Here is a 13,650-nt window from a genome sequence, read left to right on the forward strand (position 1 = left end):
CGTCATCCTGCCGTACGGGCCGCCGAGTACACGCGAGCCAGCGTGGAGCGACTGCACCATCGCTGCATGGCGTCCATCGCCGACTGGAGCCGGTCCGTGTCGGACAGCCGAATGTTCGAGAAAAGCACGAGCTGTTTGGCGTCGCGCAGCGGATTGGACAGGGTGCGCTGCAAGTACCGGTTGTAGTAGGTGCGATTGCGGCGCGTCACGTCCGACACGTGCACCGGCATGAGGATGGTCGGGTCGCTGCCGGTCGATTCCGTGGAGCTGACGGCGACCGCGGACAGCAGCGCGTCCAGCGTCAGGTAGGCGTACGTCTCTCGACCTTCACGGACGCACCACGCCTCCCATACCGGGCGGCACTGGTCGTCGCCGGCTTCGGCAAGCGCCAGGAAGCGGGACAGGGCAATGTCCGAGCACATGTCGAAGACGTCGCCGTCCACCGTCAGGTGGTCTCCGAACGGCTCGCTGAGCGCCAGCATCATGCCGCGCTGCGACTCGGACAGGCGGCTTTCCGTCAGCCGGTAGTGCACCTGCTTGTGTCCGGCGCGCCGGCTGTTCCAGTCGGCCGCCAACTGGCCGTCGAGGTAGGGCGAGAAGCCGAGCACACCGGACCGCCACGCATAGTCGCGCATCGTGATGAAGTGCCGCTGAACCTCGCGGCAGACCCCCACCGGGGCGCCGACGATCACAGGGCGGTCAGGGGCGATGTCCCGCAGTGGCGCGAGTCGGGAGTCCTGCCGGATCACCACTTCGTCGTGGGCACCGTGGTAGGGGTGCGTTCCGTCGCTGAGGTACAAGGGCAGGAACATGCGCAGGAACTGGGTCCACGGTCGCCGGTCGTACGTCTGAGTTACCCGGACGTGCAGCGACTCGGCGTCGACGGCGTACACGTCGCGGTACGCGAAGAGGCCCCCCGGCCGGAGCACGGTCGGCAGGGTCCGTATCACGTCGTGGAGTCCGCCGTACCCGCCGCCGTAGCTGTACACCTCGTGCATCAGCGCGGACGCCGAGATCACGTCCACCGGCTCGGAAAGCAGCGACCCGAGATCCTGTGCGAACCCAGCCATCAACTCCACCGGACCGCCGGACTTCCGGTACTTCACCATGGCATCCGCCAACGTCGCGGACTGCACTCCGGGAACTTCGACCAGCGTGAGATCCACCGTTCCGCCCCTGCTGTCCGTGGCGAGCCGCGAGGCAAGGTAGTCCACGGCGGAGCCGCCTCCGGGGCCGATCTCGACCACACGCGGGCGCTCCGTGTCGATCCGCTGCAACGCCTGGTAGGTCAGCAGTCCCTTTTCCTCGCCGTGAGCGTTCGCGGCCACGTCCAGGTAGCCAGCGTTGGCCTTCTCCTCGGTGGCGAACTTCGAACCGTTCAACTTCCCACCCCGTGAATCGAGTTGGCGATTGATGACCGCCCCGGGCGCGGGGGCTGGTGCTGTGCGCCCGGGGCGGGATTGCCGATCTCGGCTGTCCGACGCCGAAACCGGCACCGCCCGTTGGGTAGGGCGGTGTCCGTGAAGGTGGCGACTGGCGTTGGCGGGAATCTGTGAACGGCGCTTCGGAGTCAGCGGCTCGGGGCGCCGGTGCGGGCCCGTCTGCGGCGCTGCCACGACTCGAACCAGTCCGGGCCGAACGAGCAACCGACCATCGCGACCGCCAGGGCGACGAAGCACGCCACCCACCGCACCCCGTCATCCGATGCCAGCATGGCGAAGGCGAGCGCCCCCGCACCGGCCCGCCGTCGTGTCCACCACCAAGTCACCGACCTTGGGACAGGGCATCGGAGTGACCGAGTTGGCCGCGGCATCGCGGGCGGCGAGCCCATCCCTCAGCACGCCAACGACCATCAGCACGTCGTTCGCCGCGATTCGCCCCGGACTCACTCGCACATCACCCGTGACCGGTTCCCGCGGGTCGATGGTGAGCCCCGGGAGCGGAACGCCGATCTCCTCGAAGACTTCGCGCAAGGCTTCGCCCGCCTCGATTGCCTCCCTGCGCCGTTCCTTGACGATCCCGCGCAGCATGCGGTTTGCCACGATGGCCCCTTGGTTGCCGGTTAGCTCCTTGGCTCTACGCAACCGCATGACCACGCTGCGCGCCAGGCTCGCAGGCGTCGGGAGATATAAGACCCATAAGAGCGGGAAGTCCCACCCATGGCAGAACGGAAGCCAAACCGTTTACTAGCAGCGCTCTTGACTGACAGTCAGTACACACAAAGCGCGTTTGCGCGGGCCGTGAACGCGGTCGGCACTGAGAACGGCCGACCGACGACGTACAGCCAACCCTCCGTCTCCCAATGGCTCGGCGGGACGGTTCCCGAGCCCCCGGCCCAGACTGCGATCCTCAAAGCCCTGACTCGCCGGCTCGGCCGACTCGTGACCCGCGCAGAAGCGGGCTTCCCGCCACCCGCCGACCAACCCGCCCCTACAGGTACTGTCGAAGGGTTGATCGAACTGGGGAGGCAGGACATGGACCCCTCGCGCCGTGGAGTGCTCGGCGCAAGCCTGTTCGCCGTCGCGCTGACCGTTCCCGGCTGGCAAGACGTTCTTGCCCGAGCTGAGTCCATTCAGCGCGGCCAGACCATCCGGATAGGGATGCCCGAGGTGGCATCCGTCATCGCAATGACCGAGCGTCTCAGCAGCATTGACGACGAGTTCGGCGGACGGGCCGCGCGCCCGATGGCAGCCAGCTACCTGGTCAATACCGTGGGGCCGTACCTTCGCGCCGAAGCCCCGGACGCCGTGCGGAAGGCGATGATGTCTGCCGCCAGCGACCTGTGTTACCTGACGGGATACATGGCGGTTGACGAAGGGCTGCACGGCCTCGCGCAGCAGTACTACGTCAAGGCACTTGAACTCGCCGGGGTCGCCGAAGATCACTTGACCTACTGCACCACCCTCCGCGGGATGAGCGTGCAAGCGGTCGACCTTGGGCACGGGCGACGGGCAATGCAACTTGCCGACGCTGCGGCGGCAGCGTCTCCCGTGGCGGGCCCGAGGATGCGGGCGTTCCTCGCCGGCCAGCAGGCGCATGCAGCCGCAGTTTCAGGCGACACCAACACAGCACTTCGCCACCTCGCAGACGCAGAACGGGCAATGGACGTCGCGGAGTCGGAGAGCAGAGCGTTCGGATCATACGACCCAAGTTCGCTCAACTACCATGTAGCGCAAGTCCGTTACGCCATCAAGGACGTAAGCGGTTCCGTTGCGGCGATGCTCGAATCGGACCGCCTGCGCTACTCCGTCTACCAGCGCGGCCGTGTCCGTCACCGTGCCACTCTGGCGGAACGACAACTCCAGCTCGGCCACCTGGAGGAAGCATGCCGCACGTGGCACCTTGCTCTGGACGACTACCCGAAGGTCCAGAGCGGACGTGCAGACGACCGGGTGCGGATCATGATGGGGCTGCTGGCTGCGCATCCTCGGAACGAGTACGCGCGCAACCTGTACGAACGGGCTCGGACGCTGGTTCCGGTGCACCTCGCCGCGTAGATACTCTGCGAAGCCTCGCAGCGCGACCGGGAGACCCCGGAAACGACAAAGGCCCCGCCCCGACCACCCGCATGGGGAGGACAAAGGCGGGGCCCGTGCTGTGGTGCGGTTCAGCCGCTGGTCGGGCCAAGCTCATTCATTCCCAGATGGGCGATGACGTGCCGTCGATCGCGACCTTGCCGGCGGGCGCCTGTTGCTCGCGCGGTTCCGTCCCCTCGGCTCCGCCTGGGGCACCCTGAGCGCCCCTGTTCGGGCGCTCTGGGTGTCGTCGGCGTCAGGCGTAGAACCGGGAGACGCTCTGCAGCACGGCGGCCGGCTTGGCCGCGCCCTCGATCTCCACCGTGCCGTCCACGGTGATCTGCACCCCGCCCGGCACCTCCTCGACCTCGGCGAGCCGGGCGACAAGGCGGATCCGGGAGCCGACCTTGACCGGCGAGGGGAAGCGGACCTTGTTCAGGCCGTAGTTGACCTTGGTGGTGACGCCCTCGACCTCCAGCAGTTCGGTGAACAGCGGGATGAACAGCGACAGCGTCAGGTAGCCGTGCGCGATGGGGGCGCCGAACGGGCCGGCGGCGGCCCGCTCGGGGTCGGTGTGGATCCACTGGTGGTCGTCGGTGGCGTCCGCGAAGGTGTCGATGCGCTGCTGGGTGACCTCCAGCCAGCGGCTGGTGCCGAGGTCGGCGCCGGCCAGCGACTTCAGCTCGTCGAGGCCGTTGACGGTGAGTGCCATGGGTGTTGCCTTTCGGTGGGTCAGCTGCCGTGCTGGGCACGGAGCCGGTGCTTGAGGATCTTTCCGGAGGCGGTGCGCGGCAGTTCCTGCGCGAGCACCACCGATCGGGGGAGCTTGTACTTGGCGAGCACCCCGCTCAGCGCGGCGAGCAGCGCCGCGGGGTCGAGGTCCGCCCCGGTTTCGGGGACCACCACGGCCCGGCCGACCTCGCCCCATTTGGCGTCGGGGACGCCGTAGACGGCGCACTCGGCGACGCCGGGCATGGCCAGCAGGGCGTCCTCCACCTCGGCGGGGTAGACGTTCTCGCCGCCGGAGATGTACATGTCCTTGAGCCGGTCGGCGATGGTGACGTAGCCGTCGGCGTCCGCCCGGGCGGCGTCGCCGCTGCGGAACCAGCCGTCGTGGAAGGACTGCTCGGTGGCCTCGGGCAGGCCCCAGTAGCCGGGGCCGACGTTGGGCCCGTGGACCACGACTTCGCCGACCTCGCCGAGGCCGACCTCCCGCCCGTCGGGGCCGTGCAGCCGCACGTCGGTGAAGAAGTGCGGGACGCCCGCGCTGCCGGCCTTGCTGACGGCGTGTTCGGCGTCCAGGAAGAGGGTGCCGGGCCCGGCCTCGGTCATGCCGTAGCCCTGCAGGAAGGCCAGGCCGCGGCTCAGGTAGGTGTCGATCAGCGGTCGCGGGACGGGGGCGCCGCCGCAGTTGAGGATCCGCAGGCTGCTCAGGTCGGCGCCGTCCCAGCCGGGTTGCCGGGCCATCAGGTCGAACATGGTCGGCACGCCGAACATGAAGCTGATCCGCTCGCGGGCGATCAGCTCCAGCACGCCGGCCGGGTCGAAGGACTCGGCCAGCAGGCAGGCGCCGCCCTTGAGCAGGACCGGCAGGGCGAGCATGTTGAGGCCGCCGGTGTGGAACAGCGGGGCGCAGACCAGGGCGACGTCGTCGGCGACCAGGTCGGTGTCGATCAGGACGTTGTACGCGTTCCAGGTGATGTTGCCGTGGGTGAGCACGGCGCCCTTGGGACGGCCCGTGGTGCCCGAGGTGTACATGATCAGGCAGGTGTCGTCCAGGCCGACGGGCTCGTCGATCGGGGTGTGGTCCGCCCCGGCCAGCCAGGCCTCGTACGCCGGCCCGGTCTCCACCACCACCGGCACCGCGCCCGCCGGGACCAGCGGGGCGCAGCCGGGCGCGTGGATCAGCACCCGGGCCCCGCAGTCGTCGAGCTGGTAGGCGATCTCGGGCGGCGCCAGGCGGGTGTTGAGGGGGACGAACAGCGCGCCGAGCAGTCCGGCGGCGAACAGCGTCTCCAGGAAGGCGGGGTGGTTGGGTCCGAGGTGGGCGACCCGGTCGCCGCGCCGGACGCCGGCGGTGCGCAGCGCGTGGGCCAGCCGGGTGCTGCGCTCGTGCAGCTCGGCGTAGGTGTAGGTGCGTCCGTGGTGGCGCAGGGCGGTGCGGTGCGGGGTCTTCCGGGCCCGGCGGGCGGGCCAGGAGCCGATTCCCTCGTTGCGCATGGGCGGATGGGGCCCTTTCAGCTCAGCCCGAGCAGCCGGGCGGCGTTGTCCTTGAGGATCTTCGGCCGGACCTCGTCCTTGATCGGCAGCTTCGCGAAGTCGGCGAGCCAGCGGTCGGGGGTGAGGACCGGGTAGTCGGAGCCGAACAGCACCTTGTCCTTGAGCAGGGTGTTGGCGTACTGCACCAGCTGCGGCGGGAAGTACTTCGGGGACCAGCCGGAGAGGTCGATGTGCACGCCGGGCTTGTGGGTGGCGACGGCCAGTGCCTCGTCCTGCCAGGGGAAGGACGGGTGGGCGAGGACGATCTTCAGGTGCGGGAAGTCGGCGGCCACGTCGTCCACGTGCATCGGGTTGGCGTACTTGAGCCGGATGCCGCCGCCGCCGGGGACGCCCGCGCCGATGCCGGTCTGGCCGGTGTGGAACAGGGCGACGGTGCCGGTCTCCTCGATCAGTTCGTACAGCGGGTAGGCGAGCCGGTCGTTGGGGAAGAAGGCCTGGATGCTCGGGTGGAACTTGAAGCCCTTGACGCCGAACTCCTCGACCAGGCGCCGGGCCTGACGGACGCCCGCCCGGCCGCGGAACGGGTCGATCGAGGCGAACGGGATCAGCACGTCGGCGTTGGCGGCGGCGGCCTCGGCGATCTCCTCGTTGGGGACGGGCGGGCGGCCGGTGGCGTGTTCGGCGTCCACCGTGAACACCACGGCGGCCATCTTCCGCTCCCGGTAGTACGCGGCCATCTCGGCCACGGTGGGCTTGCGCTCGCCGGCCACCTTGAAGTAGCCGCTGGAGGCGTCGTTCAGTTCCTCGTCCAGCGAGGCGTGGCCGTGCGCGGAGACCTCGGCGTGGGTGTGGACGTCGATCGCGGTCAGCTCGGCCAGGTTCACTTCGCGCTCCCGGGGACGGCCGGGGCGGGGATGCCGACGCTCTGCGGTTCGCGGCCGACCGAGCCGGCCCAGGTGGCGGCGATCGTCTCGGGGCTCCAGCCGCCGTCGGCGTACGCGGTCGCCACTTCCTGCGGGTGCGACCACAGGGCGAGCTTGTCGCCGCCGATGCCGATGCACTGGCCGGTGATGCCGGCGGCGGCGTCGGAGGCGAGGAAGGGCAGCAGCGCGGCGCAGTCCTCGGCGGTGCCGAAGCCCTCGCCCTTGCGCAGGAAGTCCGGCAGCGGCGCGCCCTGCTTCATCGCCTCGATGTAGGGGGCGAAGGCGGGGATGGTCTCGGTCATCGCGGTGGCGGCGACCGGGACGACGGCGTTGACGGTGATGCCGGCCCGGCCGAGCTCCATCGACCAGGTGCGCACCATGGCGGCGATTCCGGCCTTGGCGGCGGCGTAGTTGGTCTGCCCGAAGTTGCCGCGCTGCCCGGCCGGGGAGCCGATCATGATCAGCCGGCCGCCGTCGCCCTGTTCGCGCATCCGGACGGCGGCGGCGCGGGCGCAGGTGAAGGTGCCGCGCAGGTGGGTGGCGATGACGGCGTCGAAGTCGTCGTCGGTCATCTTCCAGAGCACCTTGTCGCGCAGGATGCCCGCGTTGGTGACCATCACGTCGAGCCGCCCGAAGGCTTCGACGGCCCGGTCCACCAGGAGTTGCGCGGCTTCGGAGGTGCCGACCGCGGCGGCCTGCGCGACCGCCCGGCCGCCGGCCTCCCGGATGGTGGCGGCGGCCTGCTCGGCGATGTCGGCGTCCAGGTCGTTGACCACGACGGCGGCGCCGGCCCGGGCGAGGGCGGTGGCGTAGGCGAGGCCGAGGCCGCGCCCGCTGCCGGTGACGACGGCGACCTTGCCGGTGAGGTCGAGGCGGGTGGTGGGGGCGGAGGAGGGTTCGTTGTCCATGCCCATTGAAGTTAGGAACAACCATTGCGGTTGTCAATGATTGCTGCGAACCAGCTTTCCGGGCATGATGGCCCTCATGAGTGACGCCCCCTGGATGCACCGCCTGCACAGCGACGCCGGCTATCTGCTCTACCGGCTCGGCCAGCGGTCCGGCAGTCTGTTCAACGCCGCCCTGGAACAGCACGGCCTGCGCCTGCGCCACTACGCGATCCTGCGCTACCTGGCCACCGTCGACGGCGCCCGCCAGCGCGAACTCGCCGACCGCGTCGGCTACGACCCGAGCGCCGTCGTCGCCCTCCTCGACGACCTCCAGCGCCTCGGCCTGGCCGAACGCCGGGCCGACCCGGCCGACCGCCGCAGCCGGATCGTGGTGCTCACCGACGGCGGCCGCGAGCTGCTGCGCACCACCGACGGCGACAGCCGCCGGGTCACCGACGACCTGCTGCAACCGCTCGACGCCGCCGACCGCGCGACGCTCCTCGCCCTGCTGCGCCGCCTCGCCGACCCGCTGCTCTGACCGCCGCCGGCCGGGACCGCGGCGCCTACGCCCAGATCTCCCGGACGGCCCGCAGCGGGTCGCGCTCGACCCGCGCCTCCGAGCCCCACCGCATGGTGGCGCGGCCGTCGCGGTAGGGCGGCCAGGCCGGGTCGAGGTCCCGGACGAAGGCCACCCAGGCGGAGTGCACGGCGTCGGCGAGGGCCTGCGGGGCCCGGGCGCCGAGGGCCTCCTCAACGCCTTCGGCGGCCAGCACGTCGAAGGCGAACGGCAGGTCGGTGCAGTGGTAGGCCTGACCGGCGCGGCCGGGGGCGGTGCCGGTCCACTCGAACTGGTAGAGCCAGGTGGGGCGCCCGAGGGCGACCCGGGCCTCGGCGTGGGCCAGCGCGGGGGCCCGGAACAGCCAGTCGGTGAGCACCTCGCCGGGGCCGGCCTGCGGCTGCTCGGCGTGGAACCGGGCGGCGTGCTCCGGGTCCAGGCCGAGCGCGGCGAGCATCGCGTCCACCTCGGGGCCGCCCGGCGCGGCCGGCCCGGGCGCGGCGAACTCGTGGGCGGTGAAGCCGAGCAGCAGCGGCACCTCGGACTCGGCGACCGCCTCGGCCACCGGGCGGGTCACCAGTTCGCCGTCCACGCACGGGGCGAGGGCCAGCAGCGGGTCGCCGTCGGCGCCCAGCGCGTCCTGGAGCGCGAGCAGCTGCTCATCGCTCGCGTCCCGCAGGGCCGCGGCGGTGAGCACCGCTCCGGTGCGCTCGGCCAGCGCCCGGGCGACGGCCGGGGCGTCGGGTTCGAGCACCGCGCCGGAGGCGGAGATCGCGGCACGCAGCAGCCCGCGCGCCGCGGGCACCGCCAGCAGGGTCTGCACCGCACCGCCGCCCGCCGACTGCCCGGCGACGGTGACCTTCGCGGGGTCGCCGCCGAAGCCGGCGATGTTGTCGCGGACCCACTCCAGGGCGGCGACCCAATCCCGCACCGTCCGGTTGTCGGGCGCGTCCGGCAGGTACAGGAAACCCTCGACGCCGAGCCGGTAGCCGACGGTGACCAGCACCACCCCGTCCCGGTTGAAGGCCGCGCCGTCGTACCAGGGGCTGGCGGCGCTGCCCGCGACGTAGCCGCCGCCGTGGATCCACACCAGCACCGGCAGCCCGGCCGCCGGGTCGGCGGCGGGGGTGAAGACGTTCAGGTTGAGGGTGCCCGCGCCGGGGATCGTCGGCTCGGGGATGGTGGTGACCTCGGCGAACGGCCGGCGCTGCGCGGTCGGCCCGTACGCGGTGGCCTCGCGCACCTCGCTCCACGGCTCGGGCGGCACGGGCGCCGCGAACCGCAGCGCCCCGACGGGGGGCTGGGCGTACGGGATGCCGAGGAAGCGCGCGCTCCCGTCGGCGCGGCGCTCACCGCGCACCGGGCCGCTGCGGGTGGGGACGACGGTCATCTGTTCTGCTCCTGGACGGGTCACGGGGTGGGTCCCTGATGTTCGACGTAGTGGCGGACGCGGTTGAGCTCGGCCGGGTCGGCCGGGCGGGCTCCGTAGGTGCGGTCGGGGGTGACGGGGGTGACGGAGATCCGGTTGTCGCGCAGCAGCGCGGTGGCGTCGGCGTCCGGCACGGTCTCGGTGCAGCGGTCGCCGGGCCGGCCCTCGCACCAGCCGAGGCCGATGGTGTAGGCGCCGCCGGCGGTCGGCTGGTAAGCGTGCCAGATCTCCCGGCCGTGGCCGACGGAGGTCCACCGGGCGGGCCCGGCCGGGCGGCCGGCGGTGATGTCCGGGTAGTCCACCTTGAGGGCGAACGTGCGGCTGAGCAGGTCGTGGCCGCGCAGGCCGGCGATCAGGCGGGCGGCGTAGTCGGCGGTGGCCCGGTAGTCCGCGGTCGGGAAGTACTCGCCGCTGTCGTCACCGGTGGTGGAGAAGGCGAGCGCCGGGACGCCGTCGTCGAGGGCGGCGAGCGCCGCGCCGACCGTGCCGGAGTCGTTGACCTGGGCGCTGACGTTGGCCCCGGAGTTGATGCCGGAGACCACCAGGTCGGGCCCGCCGGACCAGCCGGTCCGGTCCGCGAGGGCGGCCCGCAGGGCGAGGTGCACGGTGTCCACGGGGGTGGCGGAGGGGCTGCCGGGCCGGCAGGCGTCGTCCAGGCAGACCCCGTACACGGCCCCGCCGGACGGGGCGCCGGCGCAGTCCCCGCCGTACCCGGCGGGCAGCTCGCCGCGGCGGGCCAGGGCCAGCGTGCCGCCGTTGCTGACGGCGGTGCCCCTGCCGGACTGGACCTGCCAGGGCGCCATCACCACCACGTCCGCGCCGGCCGCGCACAGGGCGCGGCGCAGCTCGTACAGGCCGAGGCCGTCGGACTGCGAGGCCTTGGCGGCCCGCATCGAGTCGTCGTTGGTGAGCAGCACCCGCAGGCCCGCCAGCGGCCGGGCGGCCGGTGCGGGGGCGTCGGGCGCGGCGGCGGCGGAGCCGGTCACGGCCAGGGTGCAGGCGGCGGTGGCGGCGGCAAGCAGGCGGCGGGCGGTGCGTCTCACGTGAGGTTCCCTCTCTGTCCGCGGGTCACAGGTCGAGGCCGTGGCCGAACGCGAAGACCGGGTCGGCGGTGTCGTTGGGCACGTCGGGGCGGGAGGCCACCACGGCGGCCATCGAGCGCGGCAGTTCGAACGGCAGGCGGCCCTCGGGGCGGGCCCGGCCGAACACCACGTCGAGCAGGGCGTCGTCCTGCGCGCCGTAGTCGGCGATCAGGGCGTGCGCGCGCTCGGCGATCTCGGGGAGCACGGCCGGCCGTTCCAGGTTGATCAGCACCACGGTGGGCACGGCGTCCAGCACGGCGAGGATGCGGGCGAGTTCGTCTTCCGGGAAGTCCAGGTGCCCGGAGTGGAACAGCGATTCGAAGCGGTTCGGGCGCTGCTCGTACGGCGTGTACAGGCGCAGCACGGCGAGGTCGGCCGCGGCCGGGTCCTGGACGGCCCGGCCGTGCCGGGCGACGGCGGCCGGGTCGAGGCCCTCGGTGTAGAGCCGGGGGGCGGGTCGGGTGACGGGCAGGGTGCCGTCGCGGTTGACCAGGACGGTCAGTGAGCGGCGCTGCGCGGCGGCCCCCTCGGCGCGGAACTCCGGGTTGCCGACGATCAGTTCGGCGGCGTCGGGGTCCACGTAGCGCCGCTCGTCGAACAGGCCGAGGACGAACTTCTCCCGCAGCAGCCGTCGCACCGAGGTGTCGAGCCGCTCCTCGGTGATCCGCCCGTCGCGCAGCAGGGCGAGCAGCAGTTCGGGGCACTCCTCGCCGCCGAACTGGTCGACGCCGGCGTCGAGCGCCTTGGCGGCGCGTTCGGCCGGGGTGAGGTGTTCGACGCCCCAGGCGCGGGCGCGGTGCGGCTCGCCGAAGATCTCGTCGTCGTTGAGCAGGCCCCAGTCGGTGCACACGATGCCCTGGAAGCCGAGCTCTTCGCGCAGCAGGCCGGTGACCACGCCGCGGTTGAAGCCGAAGCCGACCTCCTCCCAGTCGGTGCCGATCGGCTGCCCGTAGTAGGGCATCATCTGGGCGGCTCCGGCCGCGACGGCGGCCCGGAACGGGGCGAGGTGCAGCTCGCGCATCCCGCCGGGGTAGACCTGTTCCTTGCCGTGCGGGAAGTGCGGGTCCTCGCCGTCCTTCTGCGGCCCGCCGCCGGGGAAGTGCTTGACCATGGCGGCCACGCTGTCCGGGCCGAGCCGCTCGCCCTGCAGGCCGCGGATGTAGGCCTCGGCGAGTTCGGTGGTGAGGGCGGCGTCGGAGCCGAAGGTGCCGGTCTGCCGCGACCAGCGCGGTTCGGTGGCGAGGTCGAGCTGTGGGTGCAGGGCGACCCGCAGGCCGACGGCGAGGTACTCGCGGCGGGCGATGTCGGCGAAGCGGTGCACCAGTTCGGGGTCGCGGACGGCGGCCAGGCCGATCGGCTCGGGCCAGGCGGAGAACGCGCCGGCCCGGATCGAGGCGCCGATGTTGGCGGTGAAGGAGTGGCGGGGGTCGGTGGAGAGGGTGACCGGGATGCCGAGCCGGGTGCCGTGGGCGATCTCCTGGACGGCGTTGTGCCATTCGGCGATCCGGCGCGGCTCGGCGGTGCCCACCAGGTTGAAGTGGCTCAGGCCCTGGTCCCTGATCAGGCCGGTGGTGTCGGCGGGGAAGTCGCTGTCGTCGCCGTCCTCCACGGGCCTGCCGTCGGCGTGCATCGGCAGCATGGTGTGGAACATCAGGCCGGCCTTCTCCTGCGGCGTCATCCGGCCGAGCAGGTCCTCGACGCGTTCGTCCACCGGCCGGGCGGGGTCCTGGTAGGGGAGGACGGTGTGGTGCATGGTGTTTCTCCGGTACAGGGGGTGAGGGGCGGTCAGCGGACGCCGCGGATCGGGACGACGGAGAGCGCGCCGCCCAGGATGATCAGGGCGCCGGCCAGGTAGAGCGCGTCGTAGCCGGCCAGGCCGACCACCGCGGAGGCGACCAGCGGGGCGAGGATCTGCGGCCCGGCGTTGGCGATGTTCAGCACGCCCAGGTCGCGGGCGGCGTCGGCGGCGCTCGGCAGCACCTGGGTGACCAGGGCGGTGTCCACGGCCATGTAGCAGCCGAAGGCGATCCCGGCGAGAACGGTGTACAGCAGGATGCCGGTCCAGGTGGGCATCAGGACGGGGATGGCCATGGTGGCGGAGGCCAGGACGCAGGAGATGGCGATCAGCGGTTTGCGGCGGCCGAGCCGGTCGGACAGCCAGCCGCCGAAGACGGTGGCGGCGAGTGTGGAGACCGCGTCCACCGGGGCGAGGTAGGTCTGGGCGCCGGGGGCGTCCATGCCGTCGGGGAGCCGGATGTGGTCCTGCAGGATGTAGAACTGGAACAGCGAGACGGCGAAGAAGCCGAGCATCATCAGGAACCGGCCGATGAACGCCCAGCGGAAGTCGGCGACCTTCAAGGTCTCGGCGAACGCGGCGAGTTGGCGGCGCAGCGGGACGGGTTCGGTCTTCGTCGGGCGCTCTTCGCGGACCAGTACGGTGAACAGCACGGCGGCGAGCGCGATGACGGCGCCGATCAGCAGGTAGCCGGTGCCGAGGCTGTCGGGGACGAAGTGGGCGGCGAGCAGGATGCCGACCACCGAGCCGATCGGGGTGCCGATGCCGACCATCGCGGAGGCCACTCCGCGGCGTTCGGCGGGCACCCGGTCGGGGACCACGGCGGTGATGGCGGCCTGGAAGCAGTTCATGGTGGCCTGCACCAGGCACCACACCAGGGTGACCAGCAGGATGGTGCGGACCTGGCCGAGCAGGGCGAGCGCGCCGAAGGAGGCGAGGCCGCCGCCGAGGATCCACGGGTTGCGGCGCCCGGAGCGGTCGGAGAGCAGTCCGGCGAGCGGGTTGAGCAGGGTGGCGAACACGGCGGCGACGCCGGAGACCAGGCCGAGGCTGCCGACCTTGCCGTCCGGGTCGAGCAGTTCGATCTGGGCGGGCAGCAGGACGCCGCCCACGCCGAGGTAGACCAGGTACAGCGCGGAGTTGCCGAGGGTGAGCATCGGCAGCAGCGCCCGGCCGGCGGTTCTCGGGTGGGAAACGACGTCGTCGGCGGTGGTCATGACCGGCCTCCTGGGGTGGCCACGGT

Annotated in this window: 12 protein-coding genes; 2 read left to right on the plus strand and 10 right to left on the minus strand. The window is 72.2% G+C overall.

The features are described from left to right. Positions 1-2 precede the first annotated feature (2 nt). Complete coding sequence (locus tag ACZ6R9_RS17575) at positions 3-1,382, minus strand: hypothetical protein (RefSeq protein ID WP_465538787.1); 1,380 nt, start codon at positions 1,380-1,382, stop codon at positions 3-5. A 315-nt stretch (positions 1,383-1,697) separates the two neighbouring features. Next, positions 1,698-2,042 (minus strand): hypothetical protein, encoded by a 345-nt coding sequence (locus ACZ6R9_RS17580; RefSeq protein ID WP_465538788.1) that lies wholly within the window; start codon positions 2,040-2,042, stop codon positions 1,698-1,700. Between the two features lie 117 nt (positions 2,043-2,159). Here ACZ6R9_RS17580 and ACZ6R9_RS17585 point away from each other — a divergent pair, with 117 nt between their 5' ends. Further along, the gene (locus ACZ6R9_RS17585) at positions 2,160-3,497 is read left to right on the plus strand and encodes a tetratricopeptide repeat protein (RefSeq protein ID WP_465538789.1); all 1,338 of its coding nucleotides are present in this window, start codon (positions 2,160-2,162) and stop codon (positions 3,495-3,497) included. Positions 3,498-3,771: 274 nt separating this feature from the next. Here ACZ6R9_RS17585 and ACZ6R9_RS17590 read toward each other — a convergent pair whose 3' ends face one another. From ACZ6R9_RS17590 to ACZ6R9_RS17605, 4 genes are read right to left on the minus strand one after another with little or no spacing between them, the layout of a single operon-like run. Then, positions 3,772-4,227, minus strand: coding sequence for a MaoC family dehydratase (locus ACZ6R9_RS17590; protein WP_380485247.1), 456 nt, complete (start codon positions 4,225-4,227; stop codon positions 3,772-3,774). Positions 4,228-4,247: 20 nt separating this feature from the next. Then, entirely contained in the window at positions 4,248-5,735 is a 1,488-nt protein-coding gene (locus ACZ6R9_RS17595) for an acyl-CoA synthetase (protein WP_465538790.1), read from the minus strand. Positions 5,736-5,752: 17 nt separating this feature from the next. Then, on the minus strand, positions 5,753-6,619 hold the full coding sequence (locus ACZ6R9_RS17600) for an amidohydrolase family protein (protein ID WP_380485251.1): 867 nt from the start codon (positions 6,617-6,619) through the stop codon (positions 5,753-5,755). Next, positions 6,616-7,572, minus strand: a complete 957-nt coding sequence (locus ACZ6R9_RS17605; protein ID WP_465538791.1) for an SDR family NAD(P)-dependent oxidoreductase — start codon at positions 7,570-7,572, stop codon at positions 6,616-6,618. Before ACZ6R9_RS17605 ends, ACZ6R9_RS17600 begins: the two co-directional genes overlap by 4 nt. A gap of 70 nt (positions 7,573-7,642) precedes the next feature. Here ACZ6R9_RS17605 and ACZ6R9_RS17610 point away from each other — a divergent pair, with 70 nt between their 5' ends. After that, positions 7,643-8,083, plus strand: a complete 441-nt coding sequence (locus ACZ6R9_RS17610) for a MarR family winged helix-turn-helix transcriptional regulator (RefSeq protein WP_380485254.1) — start codon at positions 7,643-7,645, stop codon at positions 8,081-8,083. Positions 8,084-8,108: 25 nt separating this feature from the next. Here ACZ6R9_RS17610 and ACZ6R9_RS17615 read toward each other — a convergent pair whose 3' ends face one another. The 4 genes from ACZ6R9_RS17615 to ACZ6R9_RS17630 are packed head-to-tail and all read right to left on the minus strand — an operon-like array spanning position 8,109 to position 13,624. Continuing rightward, positions 8,109-9,491, minus strand: coding sequence for a carboxylesterase/lipase family protein (locus tag ACZ6R9_RS17615; RefSeq protein WP_465538792.1), 1,383 nt, complete (start codon positions 9,489-9,491; stop codon positions 8,109-8,111). A gap of 20 nt (positions 9,492-9,511) precedes the next feature. Further along, positions 9,512-10,573 (minus strand): 5'/3'-nucleotidase SurE, encoded by a 1,062-nt coding sequence (gene surE, locus ACZ6R9_RS17620; RefSeq protein WP_465538793.1) that lies wholly within the window; start codon positions 10,571-10,573, stop codon positions 9,512-9,514. A 25-nt stretch (positions 10,574-10,598) separates the two neighbouring features. Next, a complete protein-coding gene (locus tag ACZ6R9_RS17625; protein WP_465538794.1) occupies positions 10,599-12,365 on the minus strand; it encodes a glycoside hydrolase family 3 protein in 1,767 nt (588 codons plus the stop codon). Between the two features lie 32 nt (positions 12,366-12,397). Continuing rightward, positions 12,398-13,624 (minus strand): MFS transporter, encoded by a 1,227-nt coding sequence (locus tag ACZ6R9_RS17630; RefSeq protein ID WP_380485262.1) that lies wholly within the window; start codon positions 13,622-13,624, stop codon positions 12,398-12,400. Between the last annotated feature and the right edge of the window lie 26 nt (positions 13,625-13,650).

The organism is Kitasatospora sp. NPDC048662 (genome assembly GCF_055587065.1).